Annotated in this window: 21 protein-coding genes; 9 read left to right on the top strand and 12 right to left on the bottom strand. The window is 54.7% G+C overall.

The annotated features are described in order from the left end of the window. Window positions 1-109: 109 nt before the first annotated feature. Entirely contained in the window at window positions 110-2,065 is a 1,956-nt protein-coding gene (gene acs / locus ASB66_RS17760) for an acetate--CoA ligase (protein ID WP_060718917.1), read from the bottom strand. Window positions 2,066-2,354: 289 nt separating this feature from the next. Here acs and ASB66_RS17755 point away from each other — a divergent pair, with 289 nt between their 5' ends. Next, the gene (locus ASB66_RS17755; RefSeq protein ID WP_015917592.1) at window positions 2,355-3,050 is read left to right on the top strand and encodes a DUF1013 domain-containing protein; all 696 of its coding nucleotides are present in this window, start codon (window positions 2,355-2,357) and stop codon (window positions 3,048-3,050) included. 89 nt (window positions 3,051-3,139) lie between these two features. Here the strand turns inward: ASB66_RS17755 and ASB66_RS17750 are convergent, their stop codons facing one another. Continuing rightward, the gene (locus ASB66_RS17750) at window positions 3,140-3,799 is read right to left on the bottom strand and encodes a YggS family pyridoxal phosphate-dependent enzyme (protein WP_060718918.1); all 660 of its coding nucleotides are present in this window, start codon (window positions 3,797-3,799) and stop codon (window positions 3,140-3,142) included. 200 nt (window positions 3,800-3,999) lie between these two features. On the opposite strand from ASB66_RS17750, the gene leuS reads away from it, so the two are divergent. From leuS to holA, 3 genes are all read left to right on the top strand, one after another. Beyond that, entirely contained in the window at window positions 4,000-6,630 is a 2,631-nt protein-coding gene (leuS, locus tag ASB66_RS17745; RefSeq protein ID WP_060718818.1) for a leucine--tRNA ligase, read from the top strand. Next, a complete protein-coding gene (gene lptE, locus ASB66_RS17740; RefSeq protein ID WP_060718819.1) occupies window positions 6,620-7,144 on the top strand; it encodes an LPS assembly lipoprotein LptE in 525 nt (174 codons plus the stop codon). The genes leuS and lptE overlap by 11 nt, the downstream gene beginning before the upstream one ends. 274 nt (window positions 7,145-7,418) lie before the next feature. Next, the gene (gene holA, locus ASB66_RS17735; RefSeq protein WP_060718820.1) at window positions 7,419-8,459 is read left to right on the top strand and encodes a DNA polymerase III subunit delta; all 1,041 of its coding nucleotides are present in this window, start codon (window positions 7,419-7,421) and stop codon (window positions 8,457-8,459) included. 100 nt (window positions 8,460-8,559) lie between these two features. Here the strand turns inward: holA and ASB66_RS17730 are convergent, their stop codons facing one another. The 8 genes from ASB66_RS17730 to hemE all read right to left on the bottom strand — a co-directional run bounded on the left by ASB66_RS17730 (window position 8,560) and on the right by hemE (window position 17,397). Next, window positions 8,560-9,438, bottom strand: a complete 879-nt coding sequence (locus tag ASB66_RS17730; protein ID WP_060718821.1) for a ParB/RepB/Spo0J family partition protein — start codon at window positions 9,436-9,438, stop codon at window positions 8,560-8,562. Between the two features lie 104 nt (window positions 9,439-9,542). After that, window positions 9,543-10,337, bottom strand: coding sequence for a ParA family protein (locus ASB66_RS17725; RefSeq protein WP_015917598.1), 795 nt, complete (start codon window positions 10,335-10,337; stop codon window positions 9,543-9,545). Between the two features lie 18 nt (window positions 10,338-10,355). Next, entirely contained in the window at window positions 10,356-10,991 is a 636-nt protein-coding gene (rsmG, locus tag ASB66_RS17720; RefSeq protein WP_060718919.1) for a 16S rRNA (guanine(527)-N(7))-methyltransferase RsmG, read from the bottom strand. 4 nt (window positions 10,992-10,995) lie between these two features. Next, complete coding sequence (gene mnmG / locus ASB66_RS17715) at window positions 10,996-12,861, bottom strand: tRNA uridine-5-carboxymethylaminomethyl(34) synthesis enzyme MnmG (RefSeq protein WP_114386855.1); 1,866 nt, start codon at window positions 12,859-12,861, stop codon at window positions 10,996-10,998. Window positions 12,862-12,895: 34 nt separating this feature from the next. After that, the gene (gene mnmE / locus ASB66_RS17710) at window positions 12,896-14,206 is read right to left on the bottom strand and encodes a tRNA uridine-5-carboxymethylaminomethyl(34) synthesis GTPase MnmE (protein WP_060718822.1); all 1,311 of its coding nucleotides are present in this window, start codon (window positions 14,204-14,206) and stop codon (window positions 12,896-12,898) included. A gap of 148 nt (window positions 14,207-14,354) precedes the next feature. After that, window positions 14,355-15,620, bottom strand: a complete 1,266-nt coding sequence (gene rho / locus ASB66_RS17705; protein WP_015917602.1) for a transcription termination factor Rho — start codon at window positions 15,618-15,620, stop codon at window positions 14,355-14,357. Window positions 15,621-15,815: 195 nt separating this feature from the next. Next, window positions 15,816-16,355: a protoporphyrinogen oxidase HemJ gene (hemJ, locus tag ASB66_RS17700; protein ID WP_060718823.1), complete on the bottom strand. Its 540-nt coding sequence runs from the start codon at window positions 16,353-16,355 to the stop codon at window positions 15,816-15,818. A gap of 1 nt (window position 16,356) precedes the next feature. Further along, window positions 16,357-17,397 (bottom strand): uroporphyrinogen decarboxylase, encoded by a 1,041-nt coding sequence (gene hemE / locus ASB66_RS17695; protein WP_060718824.1) that lies wholly within the window; start codon window positions 17,395-17,397, stop codon window positions 16,357-16,359. A 400-nt stretch (window positions 17,398-17,797) separates the two neighbouring features. Between hemE and ASB66_RS17690 the strand changes: the two genes are divergently transcribed. The 5 genes from ASB66_RS17690 to dnaQ all read left to right on the top strand — a co-directional run bounded on the left by ASB66_RS17690 (window position 17,798) and on the right by dnaQ (window position 21,497). Further along, on the top strand, window positions 17,798-18,619 hold the full coding sequence (locus ASB66_RS17690; protein WP_060718825.1) for a pyruvate, water dikinase regulatory protein: 822 nt from the start codon (window positions 17,798-17,800) through the stop codon (window positions 18,617-18,619). Window positions 18,620-18,650: 31 nt separating this feature from the next. Next, a complete protein-coding gene (locus tag ASB66_RS17685; RefSeq protein ID WP_060718826.1) occupies window positions 18,651-19,250 on the top strand; it encodes a Maf family nucleotide pyrophosphatase in 600 nt (199 codons plus the stop codon). Further along, complete coding sequence (locus tag ASB66_RS17680) at window positions 19,243-20,103, top strand: shikimate dehydrogenase (RefSeq protein WP_060718827.1); 861 nt, start codon at window positions 19,243-19,245, stop codon at window positions 20,101-20,103. Before ASB66_RS17685 ends, ASB66_RS17680 begins: the two co-directional genes overlap by 8 nt. Next, complete coding sequence (gene coaE / locus ASB66_RS17675; RefSeq protein ID WP_060718828.1) at window positions 20,100-20,687, top strand: dephospho-CoA kinase; 588 nt, start codon at window positions 20,100-20,102, stop codon at window positions 20,685-20,687. Before ASB66_RS17680 ends, coaE begins: the two co-directional genes overlap by 4 nt. Window positions 20,688-20,786: 99 nt before the next feature. After that, window positions 20,787-21,497: a DNA polymerase III subunit epsilon gene (gene dnaQ / locus ASB66_RS17670; RefSeq protein WP_060718829.1), complete on the top strand. Its 711-nt coding sequence runs from the start codon at window positions 20,787-20,789 to the stop codon at window positions 21,495-21,497. Between the two features lie 85 nt (window positions 21,498-21,582). Here dnaQ and secB read toward each other — a convergent pair whose 3' ends face one another. Together secB and ASB66_RS17660 are read right to left on the bottom strand one after the other, a co-directional pair. Continuing rightward, entirely contained in the window at window positions 21,583-22,044 is a 462-nt protein-coding gene (secB, locus tag ASB66_RS17665) for a protein-export chaperone SecB (RefSeq protein WP_012654504.1), read from the bottom strand. Window positions 22,045-22,122: 78 nt separating this feature from the next. Continuing rightward, complete coding sequence (locus ASB66_RS17660) at window positions 22,123-22,653, bottom strand: FxsA family protein (protein ID WP_060718830.1); 531 nt, start codon at window positions 22,651-22,653, stop codon at window positions 22,123-22,125. Window positions 22,654-22,736: the final 83 nt, after the last annotated feature.

Below are 22,736 nucleotides of genomic sequence, written 5' to 3'. Positions count from 1 at the left end.
TTGAAGCCGACAGTTCATTTTCTTATTCGTTCACAGCGAGAATGCGTGAGCGGCTTGGTAAAGGGGCGGAGAGACCCCGCCCCCTTTGCAAAGCCTGAGAGAAATAGTCTCAGGCGGATGCCTTGTTCTGCCGGTTGGCAATCAGGTCGTCGACAACGCCAGGATCGGCGAGCGTCGAGGTATCGCCCAGCGCGCCGAAATCGTCCTCGGCGATCTTGCGAAGGATACGACGCATGATCTTACCGGATCGGGTTTTCGGCAGGCCGGGGGCAAACTGGATCTTGTCAGGAGCCGCAATCGGGCCGATTTCGGACCGAACATGTTTCACCAATGTCTGGCGCAAGTCTTCATTGCCCTCATGGCCCGCCATCAGCGTGACATAGCAATAAATGCCCTGACCCTTGATGCCATGCGGATAACCGACCACGGCAGCCTCTGAAACCAGATGATGGGAAACCAGTGCCGATTCCACCTCGGCAGTCCCCAGACGGTGGCCGGAGACATTCAGCACGTCATCGACGCGACCGGTGATCCAGTAATAGCCGTCCTCGTCACGACGGCAGCCGTCGCCGGTGAAATATTTACCTTTATAGGTCGAAAAATAGGTCTGAACGAAGCGATTGTGGTCGCCGTAAATCGTCCGCGCCTGTCCCGGCCAGCTGTCGATCAGGCAAAGATTGCCGTCGGCCGCCCCTTCCAGCACCTTGCCTTCATTGTCCACCAGCTCCGGCTTGACGCCGAAGAACGGCCGGGTCGCGGAACCGGGCTTGAGATCCGTGGCGCCGGGCAGGGGGCTGATGAGAATGCCGCCAGTCTCGGTCTGCCACCAGGTATCGACAATCGGGCAGCGCTGATCGCCGACCACGTTATAATACCATTCCCAGGCTTCCGGATTGATTGGCTCACCGACCGAGCCCAGCAATCGCAGGCTGGAGCGCGAGGAACGCTTGACGAAATCGTCTCCGGCCCCCATCAGCGAGCGGATGGCGGTGGGCGCGGTATAGAAAATATTGACCTTGTGCTTGTCGATGATTTCCCAGAACCGTCCCTGGTCGGGGAAATTCGGCACGCCTTCGAACATCACCGTCGTCGCGCAATTGGCGAGCGGCCCATAGACGATATAGGAATGGCCGGTGACCCAGCCCACGTCTGCCGAGCACCAGAATATCTCGCCGTCCTTGTAATCGAACACATATTCGTGGGTCATCGCCGCATAGACGAGATAGCCACCGGTCGTGTGCAGCACGCCCTTTGGCTTACCGGTGGAGCCGGACGTGTAGAGAATGAACAGCGGATCTTCCGCCTTCATCTTCACCGGCGGGCAATCCGGCTTCACCTTGGCGATTTCCTGATGGTACCAGAGATCGCGCCCCGGAGCCCAGCCGACCTTGCCGCCCGTACGGCGCACCACCAACACCTTGTTGACGATGACATATTGTTTCGCCGCAATGTCGATGGCGACATCGGTGTTTTCCTTGAGCGCCACCGGCTTGCCGCCGCGCACCCCTTCGTCACAGGTGATCACGAAGGTCGATTCACAATCGACGATCCGGCCAGCCAGCGCTTCAGGCGAAAAACCGCCAAACACCACCGAATGCACAGCACCGATACGCGAACACGCCAGCATGGCGTAGGTCGCTTCCGGCACCATCGGCATATAGATGGTGACGCGGTCGCCTTTCTTAACGCCATGCGCTTTCAGCACATTGGCGAGCCGGCAGACATTGTCATAAAGCTGATTATAGGTGATACGCTTGTCGATATAGGGATTGTCCCCTTCCCAGATGATCGCGGTGCGCTCACCGTGGGTTTTCAGATGCCGGTCGATGCAATTATAGGAGACATTGGTCAGCCCGTCCTCGAACCATTTGATCGGTACCTTGCCCTTGAAACTGGTGTTCTTGGCCTTGGTATATGGCTTGAACCAATCGATCCGCTTGCCGTGCTTGGACCAGAATTTCTCCGGCTCCTCAATGCTTTCCTCGTACCATTTCAGGTATTTGTCGTTATCGATCAAAGCCTGGGCCTTGGCGGCCTTTAAAACGGGATAGGTCTTCGCAGACATGAATTCCTCCTGATGTGACGCAGCCATGACAGGCTGCGGAGAGCTCCTCACCTCTCTCAACATGCGACCTGGCATGATGCGGTGCAGTGGCTCTGCATCATGATATAGGTGTCATACTGTCAATTCTTATCAGGTCGCCACATGGCGGCAATTAGACAAAGGTCATTTGTCTTTCAAAGAATTGCATTTCTGCGTCAACCGGCGTATATAGCCGGTGATTTCCCGGAAATTCTGGTTGTATCCACGGCTCGCGCCCGACGGCGCGTACCTACAGAAGGATTGTAATTGCATGGCCCAGACACTGCTTATGCCAAAGGCAACGGCCGTATGGCTCGTAGACAATACGGCGCTGTCATTCGAGCAGATCGCCCAGTTCTGCAAGCTGCACCCGCTTGAGGTAAAAGCCATTGCCGATGGCGAAGCCGCACAAGGCATCAAGGGTCTTGATCCCATTGCCACCGGCCAGCTTTCCCGCGACGAGATCGCGCGCGGCGAAAAAGACATTGCCCACAAGCTGAAGATTTCCGAGCCAAAGGTGCGCGTGCCTGATTCGAAGCGCCGTGGCCCCCGCTATACGCCGGTCTCCAAGCGTCAGGACCGCCCGAACGCCATTCTCTGGCTGGTGCGCAATCATCCTGAACTGAAGGATGCGCAGATTTCCCGGCTGGTCGGCACCACCAAGAGCACGATTGAGCAGATCCGCGACCGCAGCCACTGGAATTCGGCCAATCTCGCACCGATGGACCCTGTGACGCTTGGCCTGTGCAGCCAGATCGATCTGGACATGGAAGTGGAAAAGGCCTCGAAGGGCCGGCCTCTGCCGACCGCTGCCGAGCTTGGTGCCACCCTGCAATCGGCATCGCAGACCGAACATCTCGATTTCTACGCCCAGGAAGAGGAAAAGGAAATCGACGCCAATGCGGTGTTCAAGAAGCTGCAATCGCTGAAATCGACCACTCCCGAAGAAGAAGACGATCAGTATTGATCCGGCATATCAGCGTTGGAAAATTCAAACCCCGGTGGCTCAGCCCCGGGGTTTTGTTTTGAGGGTTTTGTTGGTGAAATCAACAGTACTCAGCGATGGCCGAAAATCGCCGATCCCACCCGCACACTGGTGGCGCCAAAGGCAATAGCCGTCTCATAATCACCTGACATGCCCATCGAAAGACGCTCGACGCCGCATTGCCCGGCCAGCTTCGCCAGAAGAGCGAAATGTGGCCCGGGATTTTCATCGGCTGGCGGAATGCACATCAGTCCGACAATATCGAGGCCGAGTTCCGACCGGCAAAGCGTGACGAAATCCACCGTGTCCTGCGGGGCAATGCCCGCCTTTTGCGGCTCCAACCCGGTATTGACCTGCACATAAAGCCGCAGACGGCGGTCCTGCTTGGCCATTTCCTCGGCCAGCGCGCGCGCTATCTTTTCCCGGTCCACCGTTTCGATCACATCGAACAGCGCCACGGCTTCCGCTGCCTTGTTGGATTGCAAAGGTCCGATCAGATGCAGTTCGATCCCAGGTGTTTCGGCTTTCAGCTCCGGCCATTTTCCTTGCGATTCCTGCACCCGGTTTTCACCGAACACCCGCTGGCCATGTAGGATGACCGGGCGGATCGCCTCCGCATCGAAGGTTTTGGAAACGGCGACCAGCGTCACCGCCGCCGGGGTCCGATCAGCTTCGCGGGCCGCAGCGGCGATCCGGGTCCGCACCTCATCCAGTCGTTCTTCAATGGTCATCGCCAGCCATCCATATTTTGAAATTCCGCCTGTTTTCGCGGCACTGGCCGCGAAAGGCAAGAGGCTTGCAAGCGCATTATCGGCACCGCAGCAAGGAATGCGCCCCAGACTGGCCCGATTCCGGCGCAAAACCTTGACGCTAGGGCTGTTTCATGGTGAAGGTCCACCCAAATTTTCAAGCAATCCGGACGTAGCATCCCATGAGTACAGAACGTTACAATCCGCGCGATGCGGAACCTCGTTGGCAGGAAAAATGGTCTGAAGCGAAAATCTTCGAGACCGATAACGACGATCCTCGCGAAAAATACTACGTACTCGAGATGTTCCCCTACCCGTCTGGCCGCATTCATATTGGCCATGTGCGCAATTATGCCATGGGCGATGTTGTGGCTCGCTACAAACGCGCCCGCGGCTATAACGTTCTGCATCCGATGGGTTGGGACGCTTTCGGCATGCCAGCCGAAAACGCCGCCATGCAGAACAAGGTTCATCCCAAGGACTGGACCTATCAGAACATCGCCTCCATGCGCGCCCAGCTGAAATCCATGGGCCTGTCGCTGGACTGGTCGCGTGAATTCGCCACCTGCGATGTCGAATATTACCAACGCCAGCAATATCTCTTCCTCGACATGATGGAAAAGGGCCTGGTCTATCGCAAGCAGTCCAAGGTTAACTGGGACCCGGTCGATCAAACGGTTCTGGCCAATGAACAGGTGATCGATGGCCGTGGCTGGCGCTCCGGCGCACTAGTCGAGCAACGCGAACTGACGCAATGGTTCTTCAAGATCACCGATTTCGCCCAGGATCTGCTGGACGCCCTGGACACGCTGGATCACTGGCCGGAAAAGGTTCGGCTGATGCAGAAGAACTGGATCGGTCGCTCCGAAGGCCTGGCCATTCGCTGGGAGATCGCAGCTGGCACCGGCCCGCAGGGCTTTACCGACGTGCAGGTCTATACGACCCGCCCTGACACACTGTTCGGCGCCAGCTTCCTGGCAATCGCCGCCGACCATCCGCTGGCCAAGGCACTGTCGGAAACATCCAGCGACATCGCTGCCTTCTGCGACGAATGCCGCAGGGCAGGGACCTCGCTTGCTGCGCTGGAAACCGCCGAAAAAAAGGGCTTGGACACCGGCATCAAGGTCAAGCATCCGCTCGATCCCAGCTGGGAATTACCAGTCTATATCGCCAATTTCGTGCTGATGGACTATGGCACGGGCGCGATCTTCGCCTGCCCGTCCGGAGACCAGCGCGACCTGGATTTCGCCCGCAAATACGGTTTGCCGATCGTGCCGGTCGTCATGCCGAAAGATGGTGACGCCGCAAGCTTTACCGTTGGCGATACCGCCTATGACGGTGACGGCGTGATGATCAATTCCCGCTTTCTGGACGGCTTGACGACACAGCAAGCCTTCGATGTCGTCGCAGGAAAACTCACCGCTGCACAGCTCGGCAATGAACCTGTCGCAGAGCGCCGGGTGAATTTCCGCCTGCGCGACTGGGGCGTATCACGCCAGCGCTATTGGGGCTGCCCGATCCCGGTTATTCACTGTGATGACTGTGGTGTTGTTCCGGTTCCGAAACAGGATTTGCCAGTCAAGCTGCCGGATGATGTCACTTTCGACGTACCTGGCAACCCGCTGGACCGCCACCCGACCTGGCGCAACGTTTCCTGCCCGTGCTGTGGCAAGCCAGCCCGGCGTGAAACCGATACGATGGACACATTTGTCGATTCCAGCTGGTATTACACCCGTTTCACCGCACCATGGGAAGACAAGCCGACCGATCCGGCTGTGGCCAATCATTGGCTGCCAGTCGATCAATATATCGGCGGCATCGAGCATGCGATCCTGCACCTGCTCTACTCCCGCTTTTTCACCCGAGCCATGCGCGAGACCGGCCATGTGGCCGTCAACGAGCCTTTCAAAGGTCTGTTTACCCAGGGCATGGTCGTCCACGAGACCTACCGTCTTGGTAGCGGCACGAATGGCGAATGGGTCGCGCCTGCGGATATCCGCGTCGAGGATGTCGATAGCACACGCCGCGCCTTCCTTCTGTCCTCCGGCGAGGAAGTGACAATTGGCTCCGTCGAAAAAATGTCGAAGTCGAAAAAGAACGTCATCGACCCCGACGATATTCTGGGCTCCTACGGTGCCGATACCGCCCGCTTTTTCGTTCTGTCTGATTCACCACCGGATCGCGACGTGATCTGGTCGGAAGCCGGTATCGAAGGATCGCACCGCTTCGTCCAGCGGCTTTGGCGGCTGGTTTCCGAGGCTGCCGACGTGCTGAGAACCTCTGCATCGACTCCGGCTAAGGATGGTGCGGGTAGGGCGGTTTCCCAGGTTGCCCACAAGACCTTGCAGGCTGTCGGCGCAGATCTGGACAAACTGGCCTTTAACAAGGCCGTGGCGCGGATTTACGAGTTGCTCAATGCTCTGGCAGCCCCGCTGACGCAGGTGGCATCTGGACAGGCCGATGCTGACTTCGCCGCTGCGGTGCGCAACGCCACGGACATACTGATCCAAATCATTGCTCCGATGATGCCGCATCTGGCCGAGGAATGCTGGGCGGTACTGGGCCATTCAGGGATGGTAGCGGAAGCGGATTGGCCGGTTTTCGACGCTGAATTGGTGGCGGAAAACGAAGTGGTCATGCCGGTGCAGATCAACGGCAAGAAGAAGGCCGAATTGACAATTGCGCGCGATGCGGATCAGAATGCCGTCAGCCAAGCGGTGCTCGATCTGGATGCCGTCAAAGCCGCTCTTCAAGGGCAGGCGCCTAAGAAGATCATTGTGGTTCCGCAGAGGATTGTGAACATTGTCGTCTGATTCACGCGTAAATTTATCCCGCCGCGCGGTTCTCGCCGCATCCGTTGGCCTGCTTGGCGCCCTCGCGGGCTGCCAGGTCCGACCGCTCTACGGCGAAGCGCTGGGCACCCGTAAATTGATGGCCTCCATCGGCTTCTCTCCGGCAACGGACAGAGTTGGACAAGAGGTTCGCAACCGGTTGATCTTCCTTGCTGCCGGTGGGCAGGGTGAACCGGCCCATCCCGAATACTTTTTAACGCTTGCCGTTAAAACTGACACGACGGAAGTTCTGATCAACGAAAGCACCGACCGAGCAACAGCTGGCCGCGTGACGGTCAGCGCTGACTATACCCTGAAGAAGGCAAGCGACCTTTCAGTCATGCGTATCGCCCATCGTCAGGCCGTGGCGCTGGTGGACTTTCCGACCCAGGAATTTGCCAAGCTTCGCGCTGTAAGAGATGCTGAAAATCGCGCTGCACGGGAATTGGCCGAGTTGATCTCTGCGGATTTGGCTAGCCTGCTGGTTCGCAAATAATAAACGTGGGTTTTGCCAACATGGAGAGCCCGGTAATCTTCGATGGGATGTTCTTGAACTCACAATGCACAGCGCTATAGGTTGCTTGGGATCACGTTGAGCCGGACAACCTATAGACCTCCTTCAATCCGGCTTGTCTCTTTGGAAAACCGATTCTACTTTTTCCTGACGAACTCTACGGCATCATACGTTTACTCAAACGCATGATGCCGTAGCATTTTAACTTTGCTGCACTGCCTGTCTGACTGACGGTCAAGCGGAGAGACTTGAAGCCATGGTTGAAGTCAAGTCACACGAATTCGATGGCTTTCTGCAAAAATCGGTCCGTCACTACAAGATGTTCCTGGTCTATGGCCCGGATGTCGGCCTTGTGGCTGAGCGGGCCGCAGCGCTCGCCAAATCGACTGGCGTTGCGCTTGACGATCCCTTCTCGGTCATTCGGCTGGATAGTAGCGACCTGCAGAGCGATCCGGGGAAACTATTGGATGAGATGAATGCCCTCGGCCTCTTCGGCGGGGACAGGCTTGTCTGGATCCGTGGTATCGCCAATGAAAAAAGTGTGGTGGATGGGCTACAAATTCTTGCCAAGGACCCGCCTGAATCCAGTTGCCTTATCCTTGAAGCTGGGGATCTCAAAAAGGGATCGGCGACCCGCAAAATAGCCGAACCATCCCGCAATATTGCAGTTATTCCTTGCTACCAGGACGATGCGCGCGCCATCAATGCCTTGATTGACGCGGAGTTCAGCGCCGCTGGAAAAAGACTAACGCCTGCGGCTCGCTCCCTGCTCAGTGAAAGTCTGGGCGGTGACCGTCGGGCCTCTCGCAATGAGATATCCAAGCTGCTGCTCTATTGTCTGCATGACGATCTCGTCGATGAAACCCATGTCGAACAGATTATCGGCGATGCGAGCGCCGTTTCAACGGATGAGGCGGTGGATGCCGTGCTTGCCGGCAATGCCGATGCCCTGCTGCATGCCGTCCAGAAAATTGCCACCTCCAAAACGCCCATGTTCCTTGTTCTCCAGGGTTGCCTCAGGCAGTTTCAGTTACTGGACATCATGCGGAGTGAAATGGACGAAAAGCGTCAACAGGCTGGCCAAGTCATGCAAACGCTTGGCCGTCAGATCCATTTCAAGCGAAAGCCACTGTTTGAAAAATCTTTAAAGAATTGGCCATCCGACGCTCTTGCAGTCGAGATGCGGCGATTACAGGCGGCCATTCTGGCCAGCAGACGTCAGCCATCATTGGAAGATAGCTTATCGCTTCAAACACTACTGGCCATTGCCCTGCAATCAGCGCGGAGGAGCCGCTAACGGCTTCTCCCATTGGCCTTTTCAAGGTCGGAAATGTCAAAGAAAATGATCTTCGGCTCTATTCCATAGATAAACGGTAGCAGAAAAATCCATTCAGAGGTTAGCGCGCCTCGAGCAACCGGCAGATTTCCTCAAGTTGCTCCAGGGTTTTGTAATTGATTCGAAGCTGGCCACCGCCACCTTTGTGATTGATCGATACGTCCAATCCCAAACGGTCCGACAGGCTTCTCTCCAATGCGACCGTATCTGAATCCTTTGCGGGCACCACGTGTGGCTTCGGCTGACCTTGACCCTTGATGTCGTTTTGCGCCAGACGTTCAGCATCTCGGACCGACATACCCTTGGACACGATCTGGCGTGCCAAGCTATTCGGATCGGATGTCGAGACCAAAGCCCGAGCATGGCCAGCAGATAGAGAACCATCGGCCAGCATATCGCGCACGGGATCAGGAAGCTTCAATAGCCGCAAGCTATTGGCCACATGGCTTCGGCTCTTGCCGATGATCTCGCCGAGATCGTTCTGGGTATATCCGTGTTCTGCGATCAGCTGCTCATATCCCATCGCTTCTTCGAGTGGATTGAGATCGGCACGTTGAACGTTTTCGACAATTGCCAATTCCAGAGCGGTGCGATCATCCACATCGCGAACGATGACGGGAATTTCCACCAGTCCCGCCAACTGGGCTGCACGCCAGCGTCTTTCGCCAGCAATGATCTCGTAGCGGCCTGTCCCAATCGTTCGCACGACGACCGGCTGCACAATGCCGTGCTGGCGAATGGAGCCAGCAAGCTCCTGAAGAACCGTTTCGTCAAAGTAACGACGAGGATTGCGTGGATTACGGGACACAAACTCGATCGGCACCATCCGGTCGGCAGAGACCAAGGCTCTACTCTCATCGACAGGAACGGGTTGATCCATCTCGCCAATCAAGGCAGCCAAACCACGACCAAGACGCCGTTTCGAAATATCGTCGTTCATCACGAACCTCTTCGTTCACTCTTCACGCTGGAGTAGGTTTTTACTCGCCACGTCAACACCATTCAAATCGTCAAAACTATACCGATAGGCGCAGGACAGACGATCTAAGCCGCGCGACGTTGCCGCTCCCTTTGGATAACTTCTGACGCCAATTGCAGATAAGCCTGGCTGCCTGCGCATTTCAGGTCATAAAGAATAGCCGGCTTGCCATAAGATGGTGCTTCCGAGACCCTTACATTGCGCGGAATGAGCGTGTGATAAACCTTTTCACCCAAATGGCTGCGGACGTCTGTTACCACCTGCTGAGCGAGATTATTCCGGGAGTCGAACATTGTCAGAACAATGCCTTGGATATCCAAAGTGGGATTAACGTTGCGCCTGACCTGACCAATCGTTTCAAGCAATTGACTAAGGCCTTCCAGTGCAAAAAACTCACATTGGAGCGGCACCAGAATAGAATGCGCCGCAGCCATGGCGTTCATTGTCAGCAAATTAAAAGACGGAGGGCAATCAACCAGCACATAGGAATAGGCCAATCCATCTTGCGACTGCAAGGCAGCCTTCAAACGAAACACTCGATCAGCCTTCTGGGCGATTTCCATCTCAAGCCCTAACAAATCGAGGGTGGAGGGAACAATCGACAGGTTAGGTACAGCCGTATCGATAACCGTTTCGGAAACGCTATGGCTTCCAATCAGCAAATCATAGGAGGACAATTTGCGGTCACGGCGGTCAATCCCTAACCCCGTGCTTGCATTGCCTTGGGGATCAAGATCGACAATCAACACTCGTTCGCCAATCGCAGCCAATGCGGTTGCAAGATTAATAGCGGTCGTCGTCTTACCGACACCGCCCTTTTGATTGGCAATGGTTATGATCCGGTTCTTCTCGTAGGGCATGAGGTCACCTGACTGATCTTACTTTGATCGTGCAAGCCCGCTCACTTCCAGGATGACAGAGTCGGCTTCAAGCACGCTAGGATGTATTACCAGATCGAACGTCCATCGGTCACGCGCATTGTTAACTTCAGACTGGTAATCCCGGCCTTTATGCAGGAGAAAATTAAGATTTTTGTTTTTTTCGGCCCAGGGAGACGCATAAGAGAAAAGCAGATCGAGATCCGCAAGCGCTCGTGCCGAAATTAAATCGCAGTCCGACAGATTTTTATGTGCCTCTTCGATTCGCGCGGGATGAACCCTGCCTCGGGCGCCGGTTTCCATCAGAGCCGTGCGGAGGAAAGCTGCTTTTTTGTTATTGCTCTCGACCAAATCAACCCAGCCGGTGCTAGTTTCCGACAATAAAATCGCAGTAATGACGCCTGGAAATCCACCACCACTTCCCAAATCAATCCAGTGCTGAGGGTTCGGGCGAAGTTTAAACAGCTGTGCGCTATCAACGACGTGCCTGTGCCAGACCTGATCTTTCGTGGAGTTGGCAACAAGGTTGATGACTTTGGACCACTTTCCAAACAGATCAACGAAATGGTCCAGTTTTTCATATGTTTCACGTGAAACACGTAGGCCGGTAAGCCGCTGAAAGAGACTCGCGGACATTGCATCAACCGACATGTCGCAACACACCTTTGTTCAAGAAAGCGATAAGTAAAGAAATAGCCGCTGGGGTCATGCCCTCAACCTTGGCGGCCTGGGAGAGATTTTCAGGACGGATCTTTTCCAATTTCTGCTTTAACTCGTTGGATAGGCCCGATAACGAAGCATAATCGAAATCCTTTGGAATCAACCTGTCTTCATCTCGTTTGGTTGCGGCAATATCGGCATTTTGTCGATCCATATAAACAGCATAGGTCGCATGGATTTCAACGGCCTCCGCGACCTTACTATCCAGAGCAGAAAGTTCAGGCCAGATCCGGGAGAGATTGACAATCGAAATGTCGGGATAAGCCAATAGCTCAAAGGCAGTGCGACGGCGCCCATCCTGATTAACAGGGATGCCAGCGGCAGCCGCTTCATTGGGTGTTAGTTTCCTCGTCTCAAGCATACTGATCGTGTCATCAATCTGATGCTTGTAGTCTTTAAACCGTTTCTCTTGGTCTGAAGCGATACATCCGAGCGCGATACCAATAGGCGTCAAACGCATATCGGCATTATCTGCCCGAAGCGACAAACGAAACTCGGCACGCGAGGTGAACATCCTATAGGGTTCAGTCACGCCATGGCTGATCAAATCATCAATCATCACGCCAATATACGATTGAGCCCGGCTGAAATGAACCACATCCTGGCCGCCTGCCGTGCGTGCAGCATTCAACCCCGCTACCAAACCTTGTGCCGCAGCTTCTTCGTAACCAGTGGTTCCATTAATCTGCCCAGCGAGATAAAGTCCACTCAGCCGTTTCAACTCGAGGCTCGCCGACAATTCACGCGGGTCTATGTGGTCATATTCGATTGCGTAAGCGCTCTGGAGAATCGTAACGTTCTCCAAGCCGGGCAGGGTTCTCATGAACTCCTTCTGTACGGACTCCGGCAAAGAGGTCGATATTCCATTCGGATAGACCGTATGGTCATCCAGACCCTCCGGTTCCAGAAAAACCTGATGGCCATCCCGATCTCCAAACCGGCTGATCTTGTCCTCAATCGAAGGACAGTAACGTGGGCCAACACCTTCGATCTGCCCGGAATACATGGCGGAGAGATGAATATTATCTCGAATGATTTTGTGGGTTGCGGCAGTGGTACGGGTGATTCCACATTCGATCTGCGGATTGGTAATCCGGTCGGTCATGAAAGAGAACGGGACTGGTTGCTCATCAGCCGCCTGCATTTCAAGCTGGGACCAATTGATGGTTCGACCATCCAACCTGGCTGGTGTTCCTGTTTTCAACCGCCCCAGCCTCAGCCCCAACCGCCCCAATGTCACGCTTAAACCGAGTGAAGGGGCTTCCCCCACACGTCCGGCCGGAATTTTTGTTTGTCCAATATGGATCAGACCGCGCAAAAAAGTACCGGAGGTCAATATCACTGACGCGCTGGACAGGCTTTTCCCGTCAGCCAAAATGACCCCTTTAACCGTGTCATTTTCAACATCAAGATCGAACACATCCCCTTCAATGATCTCGAGCTGCGGATGATTGAAAAGAACATTCTGTACGGCTTGACGGTAAAGCTTTCGGTCGGCCTGAGTTCTCGGCCCTCGCACAGCCGGTCCCTTTTTCCGGTTAAGCAACCGGAACTGAATACCTGCGGCATCGGCACATCTGCCCATTAACCCGCCCAGGGCATCAATCTCCCGGACAAGATGCCCTTTGCCCAAACCGCCAATGGCCGGATTACAGGACATAACGCCAATCGTATCGCGCCGATGTGTTACAAGGCAAGTCCGCGCACCAAGCCGCGCGCTCGCATAGGCAGCTTCACTGCCAGCATGCCCACCGCCAATCACAATCACATCAAATCGCCGCGGCATCATTTTCATCTCGACCACCAATGTTTCACGTGAATCATTTTCCGACACAAAATTCCGAAAAGATTTTGCCCAAAAGCGTTTCGGTATCGATACGCCCAACCAGGCGACCCAGTGAGTCACTGGCCAAACGGAGGAAATCCGCCCTGATTTCCAAGCTCAGTCGCCCATCCAAGGCCTGATCAATGAAAGAAACTGCATCTCGCAGGCATTCAATATGTCGCAAGCGACTTGGGATGACAGATTCACTCTGACCAAACCGTTTCCGAATCGAATCAAGAATTACGCTTCGAACCCTATCCACATCGTCAGCAACGTAAGTTGAAATGACGAGATCTCGTTCAGTTTCATCCTTTGCCGATCCAAGATCGACTTTTGTACCGATCGTGATAACCGGAACCGAAACAATATTGATTGTTTGGCCTGGAGATGAAACGTCATCAAGCAACAAAACGAGATCGGCTTCTTCGACCTTGCGCAACGCCCGCCGTATGCCTTCCTGTTCGATGACCTCTTGGGTCTCTCGAATACCGGCGGTGTCATACAAGCGAACGACATAACCTTCAAGATCTATATCACATTGCAGAATGTCCCGTGTCGTCCCGGCATAATGCGTCACAATCGCTACATCCCGACCGGCAAGCGCATTGATGAGGCTCGACTTGCCAGCGTTAGGAGGCCCAGCAATCACAACGTTGAAACCGTCACGAATGATCTCACCTCGCCGGTCATCGACAATAGCCGCTGAAATCTGCGTGCGGAGGTCTATAATGGTATCCCAAACTTGGTCTGACACGGACCCGGGAATATCGCCTTCATCGGCAAAATCCAACTCAGCCTCAATCATCGCACGGCCATAGATCAATTTTTCTCGCCATCCCTCATAGATACCAGTCGCGTTGCCGCTGGCCTGGGCTAGAGCTTGACGCCGCTGCATCTCTGTTTCCGCTGCCAGCAGATCAGCCAGACCTTCAATTTCGATCAAGTCCAGCTTGCCGTTTTCGAAAGCCCGTCTCGAAAATTCTCCTGGCTCTGCAAGTCGGCAACCGGAGAACGAGGCCAGCATAGAGAGCAATGCGCTCACCACGGCGCGACTTCCATGCACATGCAGTTCCCCGCAATCCTCACCAGTGAAGGAGGAGGGGCCGGAGAAGAAAAGGACCAGTCCGCGGTCAATCACCAGTCCATCACGGTGCCGAATCGATCGTAACGTGGCCTGGCGTGGCACAGGCACCATCCCACAGAGTTCTGTTAAAACGGCTTGGACATCATGACCCGATAACCGAATGACGGCTACACCGCTCGGAAGCGATCCGGTCGAGAGGGCAAAAATAGTATCGCCTGCCATTGCTTGAACTCACTCCCTAAGCGCAACCTGTCCTGTGCCCGGATGCACGCCGAAACCTTCATAATCAACAGTGTACCTCAAATGCAAAACCCCCGGCCTTTCGGTCGGAGGTTGTAACTATGAATCCGGCTTAAGAACGCGATAGCGATCAGGTATTCATCGACTCGAAGAAATCGCCGTTGGTCTTGGTCTGCTTTAATTTGTCGATCAGGAATTCGATTGCGTCGGTTGTTCCCATTGGGGCGAGAATCCGGCGAAGAACAAAGATCTTCTGCAGATCCTGACGTGGCACCAGCAGGTCTTCTTTGCGCGTTCCAGATTTCAGAATATCCATGGACGGGAAAATACGCTTGTCGGCGACCTTGCGGTCAAGCACGATTTCCGAATTGCCGGTGCCTTTGAACTCTTCAAAGATCACTTCGTCCATACGGCTGCCAGTATCGATCAATGCCGTTGCGATAATAGTCAGCGATCCGCCTTCTTCGATATTACGCGCGGCGCCGAAGAAGCGCTTGGGGCGTTGCAATGCATTGGCATCCACGCCACCGGTCAGGACCTTGCCAGAAGACGGAACAACGGTGTTATAGGCGCGGCCAAGGCGGGTAATGGAATCGAGCAGGATGACAACGTCACGACCGTGCTCAACCAACCGTTTGGCCTTCTCAATCACCATTTCCGCGACCTGAACGTGGCGCACGGCCGGCTCGTCGAAGGTGGAGGAAACGACTTCGCCTCGCACGGAACGCTGCATATCCGTCACTTCTTCAGGACGCTCATCGATCAGAAGAACGATCAGGTAGCATTCCGGATGGTTGGCGGTAATGGAATGAGCGATATTCTGGAGCAGGACGGTTTTACCGGTCCGCGGCGGCGCGACGATCAAGCCACGCTGGCCTTTACCAAGCGGTGCAACGAGATCAATAACCCGCGAAGAAAGATCCTTGGAGGTTGGGATCTCCAGTTCCATCTTGAACCGCTCATTGGGATAAAGCGGGGTCAAGTTATCGAAGTGAACCTTATGGCGGATCTTTTCCGGATCCTCGAAATTGATCGTATTGACTTTCAGCAGCGCGAAGTAGCGCTCGCCTTCCTTGGGTCCCCGAATTGGACCTTCGACGGTGTCGCCGGTCTTCAGGGAAAACCGCCTAATCTGCGATGGCGAAATATAAATATCGTCCGGACCTGGCAAATAATTGGCATTGGCCGAGCGCATGAAACCGAAACCATCCTGCAGGACTTCGACAACGCCTTCACCAATGATCTCAACATCCTGGCTAGCCAGCATTTTCAAAATGGCAAACATCAATTCCTGTTTGCGCATGGTGCTGGCATTTTCGACCTCAAGCGATTCCGCAAAGGCCAGCAGATCGGTTGGCGATTTGCTCTTGAGTTCTTGTAGCTTCATTTCAGCCATGAAGGGGACCATAATTTAAAACTGTTGGGGAAGGCGTGCGGGGGATAAATTCGGTTCTGCCAGCGAAACCGGCGAAGACGAGAAATGCATGCCATGAAGAGGGGTAGCGGGAAAATAGCGATTCACAGGGCGCGCCGCAAGAGGCGGCGGAAATTTCATTCACATTTTGGTCAACTTGTCAGCGAGAACCCTGCTTTAGAAGGGTTTTACAATGACCAGAATAACAATCACGATCATGAGGACTGTCGGAATTTCATTGAAAGCCCGCCAAAATCGCGGGGTTTTCAGATAATTGCCTTTTGCAAAGGATTTTGTGGCCATGCCGAGATATTCATTCGCGAGGGTGAGACAAACAACCGCAGCCAGTTTGGCATGCAGCCATCCGCCTTGGAATCCGAACACCGACCAGGCGAGGTAGAGACCCAAAATCCAGGAAAGAGCCATGGCCGGGCGCATGATTACATTCATCAGGCGACGCTCCATAACCGCAAATGTCTCGGCCTGGAGCGATCCCTTCGGTGCATCGAAATGGTAGATCAGGAGCCGAGGCATATAGAGCAGGCCCGCCATCCAGGAGATGATCGCGATGACATGCAAGGCCTTTATCCAGAGATAGGATTGATCGGGACCGGCCCAAAACAAGGCAATAGCGATCAGGCAAAAAATGGCAAGGGCCACCAAGGCCCGCAGGCGTGCGGTCTTCCCAGCTGTTTCTCCGCTTTGCCTGCCATTCATCTCATTGCACCTTTTGCCTGACATGCTGCACGAGCTCTCGCACCGTTTCCGGATCGGCTTGTGGCGTAATCCCATGGCCTAGATTGAAGATCAACGGACCGGCGCCAAGCCGATCGAGGATCCTGTCTATGCCATCGCGCATTGCTTGGCCACCGGCAACCGCCAGCATCGGATCGAGATTACCCTGAACAGGTCCGTCTTTTTGCAACTCGGCGGCAAAGGACAAAGGCACACTCCAATCCAGTCCAATTGCATCGGCTCCGGTCTGGCGACGGTAATCCTTCAGGAGCGTTCCAGCCCCTTTCGCAAAACTGATGATTTTTGCGTCGGGACGGTTGAGACGCAGTTTGTCGATGATCCGTTTGACCGGCTTGACGCAAAAATCCGCAAATTCCTCTTCGCCCAGAACCCCAGCCCAGGAATCGAAGATTTGCACGGCATCTGCACCAGCATCGATCTGGGCCTGCAAATATTCGGCAGAAAGATCGGCGAGGTGATCCAGAAGCCGCAGGAAAGCCTGCCGATGACGATAGGCAAACAGGCGGGCCGGGGCCTGGTCGGGGGTGCCGTGGCCAGCGATCATATAGGTTGCCACCGTCCAGGGGGCGCCGCAAAATCCAAGCAGGGTGGTTTCATCCGGCAATGTCTGGCGCAATCGGGACACTGTTTCGATCACCGGGTTCAGATGCGGGAAAACCGATTGTTCCGGTAAAGCCAAAATCTCATCGGCGGTGATCGGCGTCATTTCAGGGCCTTTGCCTTCGGTGAACGTGACGTTTCGATTCAAGGCATCTGGAATGACGAGAATGTCGGAAAATAGAATGGCAGCGTCGAATGCGTAACGACGGATTGGCTGGAGCGTTACTTCCGTTGCCAGTTCTGGTGAATAACAGAGATCGAGAAAACTTCCGGCCTGTGCTCGCGTTTGACGATATTCGGGAAGATAGCGGCCAGCCTGACGCATCAGCCAGATTGGCGGCGGTGAAAGGCTCTGGCCTTCAAGCACTTTCAGGACTTTACGATTTTCAGCGCTCAAAGTCATGCCTTTCAAATTATAAAAAGAGAGATCTTTCTTTTTTCTATTTCTAAGAGTCTGTGAGTAGCAAGGGTTAAAGACAATGCACAGATTAACGATGTTTTAAGGCGCGAGCATGTGCGGCGGGGAGTGCGTTGGGGGCAATTGGGATAATTGTACCGAGATATCAAAAAAATCTAATCAAAATCAAAGTGATAAAGATAGCGTAAAGAGTAGATCGGCCTGTGGATGGATTGGGGATCTCGGCTGAACAGATAAAAATCAGCCACCTTATGCACAGGGCCTGTGAAAACGACGCTGAACGGGTTAGTGCTGTGGAAAAACTGGCTGATATCCCCAGGGCGAAAAGCCAGGGGGAAAGTAAGGCCGATTTCTACAGGTCTATCAACAGCAGGGTCAGGATAGCGTGGAGAACAGAAAAAACTTCTTTCATCTGCACCTGATTTCTGACTCAACAGGAGAAACCCTGATCTCGGCTGGACGGGCAGCGGCGGTTCAGTTTCAGCATTCCAATCCGATCGAGCATGTCTATCCCTTGGTGCGCAATCGTCGGCAGGCCGATGCCGTGCTCCAATCGATCGATAAGGAACCCGGCATCGTTCTTTACACCATCGTCGATCCGGAACTTGCGGACTTCATCGATCGGCGTTGTATCGAGATCGGTGTACCCAGCGTTAACGTGCTAGAGCCGATTATTGGGACATTTCAGACCTATCTTGGTCCACTGGCGCGTCGGCGCGTCGGCGCCCAGCATGTGATGAATGCCGATTATTTTGCGCGTATCGAGGCGCTGAATTACACGATGGATCATGATGACGGCCAGATGGCCGAGGATTACGATCAGGCCGATGTCGTGTTGGTCGGGATCAGTCGAACGTCCAAAACTCCGACGAGTATCTATCTCGCCAATCGCGGCATCAAGACCGCCAATATTCCTATCGTGCCAAACGCGCCGTTGCCCGAAGCCCTGCTCGGTGCAAAAGATCCATTGATTGTTGGATTGATCGCGACATCCGATCGGATTTCACAAGTTCGCGGCCATCGTGAATTGGGCACTGTCAGCGGTTTCGACCCAAGCGACTATACGGACAGGGCCAGCATTGCAGAGGAATTGAAATATGCCCGTTCGCTGTGTGCTCGTCACAACTGGCCGGTGATTGATGTGACGCGGCGATCAATTGAAGAGACGGCGGCGGCAATCATTGCGCTACGCGCCAAGCCGCGCTAATGCCGGACGGTTTTTTAAAGTTGAGGCAATCATGACTATTCCCGTTATTCTTGCATCGACCAGTCCTTTCCGCCGGCAATTGCTGGAACAGGCTGGTTTACGCTTCACGGCGATGGCACCCGATATCGATGAGCGCGAAATCGAAGGTCGGGCCGAACATCAGAACGTGTCACCACAAGAGCTTGCACAGGTCCTCGCCTGCGAAAAGGCCTCGGCCGTGAGCCGGCAGGTGCCGAACGGCCTGGTGATTGGCGGCGATCAGGTTTTGGCGCTAGGCGAACGGATTTACCACAAACCGAAGGATCTGACATTCGCTCGTGGCCAATTGCTCAGCCTGCGGGGTGAAACCCACGTGCTGTATAGCGCGCTGGCACTGGCGAAACAGGGTGAGGTTGTCTGGCGACATGTCTCGACGGCACAAATGACCATGAGGATGTTCAGCGAGACATTTCTCGATGATTATCTCGATCGGGTAGGCGAGGGGATCTTGAAAAGCGTTGGTGGCTACCAGATCGAAGGCTTGGGCGTGCAATTGTTTTCAGATATCGTCGGGGACTATTTTACCATCGTCGGCGTACCACTTTTGCCCCTGATGGAGAAACTACGCGAATTGGACATTGTACATGCATGATTCACGTGAAACATTTTTGACCGGTGCCTTTGTTGCCGGCTACCCAATCAAGCATTCGCGTTCGCCTGTTATTCATAGATATTGGCTTCAGCAGCACGGTCTGGTGGGTGGCTACGAGAAACTCGAGATCAACCCGGCGGACATAGCGGATTTTTTCACCAGCCTCAAAACGGGCAAGACCCGCTATCGAGGCGGCAACATTACCATTCCCCATAAGGAAGCCGCTTTTCAAATGGCGGATGTGCCAGATATGGTCGCAAGGCAACTTGGGGCTGCCAATACGCTTTGGCTTGAAAATGGTCTTATCCACGCCACCAATACCGACGTTTACGGCTTTCTCGCCAATCTGGACCAGGGCCATGCAGGCTGGGACAAGGCGCGCAAGGCTATCGTGCTGGGGGCGGGTGGTGCCAGTCGAGCGATCATTCAGGGATTACTCGATCGGGGATTGGACCATATTCATGTTGTCAATCGAACTCTGTCCCGAGCGCAAGATCTGGCGGATCATTTCGGCGTTGCTGTCCAGGCGCATGGGAGGGATCAGTTGCAGGAGGTTTTGCAGGGCACGGACCTCTTGGTCAACACCACGTCTCTCGGCATGAACGGGGAAGATGTTCCACAGATCGACTGGGACAAGCTTTCTCCCAGCGCTTTGGTAACGGATATTGTCTACACGCCGCTTGAAACCGGTCTGCTACGGCAGGCGAGGGCGGCGGGCTTTGCCACGGTGGATGGTCTTGGCATGCTTTTGCATCAGGCCGTACCGGGATTTGAAAAATGGTTCGGCGTCCGGCCACAGGTGACGGATGATTTGCGGCAGTTGTTGATTGCCGATCTGGAGAAGCAGCCATGATCCGCATCGGTCTGACCGGCTCGATTGGCATGGGCAAGACAACGACGGCAGATTTTTTTCGCCAGGAAGGTGTGCCGGTCTACGATGCGGATGCGGCCGTGCATGACCTGTACCGGGGTGATGCGGTCGCTCCGATCGGCTCGGTGTTTCCCGAAGCGGTTGTTTCTGGAGTCGTAGATCGGGAAATTCTCAGTCGGACTCTGGCTCAGAATCCGGGTAAACTTAAGCAGCTCGAGGCAATCGTTCACCCGCTGGTGCGTGACAAGCAACAGGACTTTCTGGAAGATCAGGAATTGGCGGGCGCCGATCTGGTGGTTTTCGATATTCCGCTGCTGTTTGAAACCGGCGGAGAAAAACGGCTTGATAAGGTCGTTGTCGTCAGTTGCGATGCCGATACTCAAAGGCGTAGGGTTCTGGCGCGACCAGGCTGGAGCGAAGAAAAACTTGCGCTGGTTTTGTCGCGGCAGATGCCGGATGCTGAAAAGCGGGCCCGTGCGGATTTCGTGATTGACACCGGACAAGGCCTTAAGGTGGCACAGACCCAGGTAAAAGCCATCGTTTCCACCCTACGTGGGGAAACTTGACATCAAATCACCAGTGTTTTCTTGGGAAATGACGTGGCGTCTGGAATAGCGATCTGCCAGCAGCCAAAGCTAAACACAAAATCAAGTGACGGAGCAATAATGCGGGAAATCGTTTTCGATACGGAAACCACCGGACTGGAAAGCAAGCTGGACCGGGTGATTGAAATCGGTGGCATTGAACTGTTCAATCATTTCCCGACCGGCCGCAGTTTTCACGTCTATATCAATCCTGCCGACCGGGCCATTCACCCGGATGCCTTGGCAGTTCACGGCATCACACCTGAGTTTTTGAAGGACAAGCCGGTCTTCGCCGATATCGTTGAGGATCTGGTGGCGTTTTTCGATGGCGCGAAATGGGTGGCGCATAATGCCACATTCGACATGGGATTTATCAATGCCGAGTTCGAGAGGTTGGGTCGTCCGCCGGTCGGGCCGGAACATGTTGTCGATACACTGTCTCTGGCGCGGCGCAAACACCCGATGGGTCCCAACTCGCTTGATGCGCTTTGCCGACGCTATGGCATCGACAATTCCCATCGCACCAAGCATGGCGCCTTGCTCGACTCCGAACTTCTGGCCGAAGTTTATATCGAAATGCTGGGCGGCCGTCAGGCGACCTTCGGTCTTGAGCAGTCGGGAAACAGCGACAAGCGATCCCGCACTCAGGATAGCAATATTACGGTAGAAATTGCCGCCCGCCCAAAAACACTGGCACCGCGTCTAACCGAGGCCGAACAGGAGCGCCATGCTGCCCTGGTCAAGCGGCTTGGCCAAAAAGCGATCTGGGCGTATTATAATCAAGTCGAATAATCGTCATTGCCTTATTCGATATAAAAAAAAGCCCGGATCGACCGGGCTTTTTTGTGCTGAGATAAACAGCGAGATGACGCAAGGATCAGTTGACCCGACCCTGCTCCTCGGCAAAGCGCTGGGCAAACATCTGAGCAAAATCGATCGGATCGATCATCAGCGGCGGGAAACCGCCATTGCGTGTGGCATCAGCGATGATCTGGCGCGCGAACGGGAAGAGCAGGCGTGGGCATTCGATGAACAGCACCGGCAGCATATGTTCCTGCGGGAACCCGGTGATGCGGAAGACGCCGCCATAAACCAGTTCGGCTGCAAAAACCACTTTGTCGTCGTCGCGGGCTTCGGCGGTCAGCGACAGGACCACGTCGAAATCATTGTCCGACAAAGGATTGGCGTTGACGTTGACATTGATATTGATCGAAGGGGCCTTGTCCCGGGCCTGGAGCGAGCGCGGCGCACCCGGATTTTCGAAGGACAGATCCTTGATATATTGTGCAAGGATATTCAGGGACGGGCTTTCCGCCCCATTGCTGTTTTCATTGGCCATTGGGGTTCCTCAAGGCTTTTATGGTTCGAGGCCATCTATCATTTCAAGGTGGGCCTTACAAGCCTTTCGCCCTGGCGCTTATCTCTTGCCGTCATCCCCTGGCAACCGAGTCCAGGGCGAGGAGCCGTTGGAATTGTGCCTTTGATAGTCCTTTTCATCGAGATCGATGATGTCCTCTGCTTTTGCCGGCCCTGGTTCCGAGGATGACGGACCGTTTGGGCCTTGCCAGCCAGGCCCCCGTCCGCCACGTTGTACGAAGACAAGTCTTGGGCTGATGATCTTCCAAAGCGCAGAGCGCACCATTGGCACTAGGAGCAGCAGGCCAAGAATATCCGTGATGAAGCCCGGCAATATCAGCAATAGTCCGCCGAACATCTGTGCCGTGCCACTCAGGACGCCTTTGGCCGCTCGTTCCGGGTCGTTTGACCGCGGACGGCGCAGGCGCTGGGCAAGACTGATCCCCTGGCTCCTGAGCACCAGCAGGCCGAGCAGACTGGAGCCGATCACCAGCGCCATCGTGGGCAGAACACCCAGCCATTGCCCGACCAGGACAAAGCCGGCGATCTCCATCAAAGGCAGTAGCAACAGGAAAAGGGCGGTCAGTCGCATTTGGTTTCCTTTAAACGATTATCGTGAGACTCTAAAGAAGTGGCATCGGCTATTTGAATGCAGCATCCAGGCAGACTATATGG

Origin of the sequence: Gillisella vitis (assembly GCF_001541345.2) — a bacterium.
GTDB lineage: Bacteria > Pseudomonadota > Alphaproteobacteria > Rhizobiales > Rhizobiaceae > Allorhizobium > Allorhizobium vitis.
The sequence above is the reverse complement of the archived record's forward strand: the minus strand, read 5'-3'. Positions and strand labels throughout refer to the sequence as shown.

Coding starts and splice junctions, on each gene's coding strand:
- acs (WP_060718917.1), bottom strand. CDS start 2,065: ATGTCTGCGAAGACCTATCCCGTTTTAAAGGCCGCCAAGGCCCAGGCT.
- ASB66_RS17755 (WP_015917592.1), top strand. CDS start 2,355: ATGGCCCAGACACTGCTTATGCCAAAGGCAACGGCCGTATGGCTCGTA.
- ASB66_RS17750 (WP_060718918.1), bottom strand. CDS start 3,799: ATGACCATTGAAGAACGACTGGATGAGGTGCGGACCCGGATCGCCGCT.
- leuS (WP_060718818.1), top strand. CDS start 4,000: ATGAGTACAGAACGTTACAATCCGCGCGATGCGGAACCTCGTTGGCAG.
- holA (WP_060718820.1), top strand. CDS start 7,419: ATGGTTGAAGTCAAGTCACACGAATTCGATGGCTTTCTGCAAAAATCG.
- ASB66_RS17730 (WP_060718821.1), bottom strand. CDS start 9,438: ATGAACGACGATATTTCGAAACGGCGTCTTGGTCGTGGTTTGGCTGCC.
- ASB66_RS17725 (WP_015917598.1), bottom strand. CDS start 10,337: ATGCCCTACGAGAAGAACCGGATCATAACCATTGCCAATCAAAAGGGC.
- rsmG (WP_060718919.1), bottom strand. CDS start 10,991: ATGTCCGCGAGTCTCTTTCAGCGGCTTACCGGCCTACGTGTTTCACGT.
- mnmG (WP_114386855.1), bottom strand. CDS start 12,861: ATGCCGCGGCGATTTGATGTGATTGTGATTGGCGGTGGGCATGCTGGC.
- mnmE (WP_060718822.1), bottom strand. CDS start 14,206: ATGGCAGGCGATACTATTTTTGCCCTCTCGACCGGATCGCTTCCGAGC.
- rho (WP_015917602.1), bottom strand. CDS start 15,620: ATGGCTGAAATGAAGCTACAAGAACTCAAGAGCAAATCGCCAACCGAT.
- hemJ (WP_060718823.1), bottom strand. CDS start 16,355: ATGAATGGCAGGCAAAGCGGAGAAACAGCTGGGAAGACCGCACGCCTG.
- hemE (WP_060718824.1), bottom strand. CDS start 17,397: ATGACTTTGAGCGCTGAAAATCGTAAAGTCCTGAAAGTGCTTGAAGGC.
- ASB66_RS17685 (WP_060718826.1), top strand. CDS start 18,651: ATGACTATTCCCGTTATTCTTGCATCGACCAGTCCTTTCCGCCGGCAA.
- ASB66_RS17680 (WP_060718827.1), top strand. CDS start 19,243: ATGCATGATTCACGTGAAACATTTTTGACCGGTGCCTTTGTTGCCGGC.
- coaE (WP_060718828.1), top strand. CDS start 20,100: ATGATCCGCATCGGTCTGACCGGCTCGATTGGCATGGGCAAGACAACG.
- dnaQ (WP_060718829.1), top strand. CDS start 20,787: ATGCGGGAAATCGTTTTCGATACGGAAACCACCGGACTGGAAAGCAAG.
- secB (WP_012654504.1), bottom strand. CDS start 22,044: ATGGCCAATGAAAACAGCAATGGGGCGGAAAGCCCGTCCCTGAATATC.
- ASB66_RS17660 (WP_060718830.1), bottom strand. CDS start 22,653: ATGCGACTGACCGCCCTTTTCCTGTTGCTACTGCCTTTGATGGAGATC.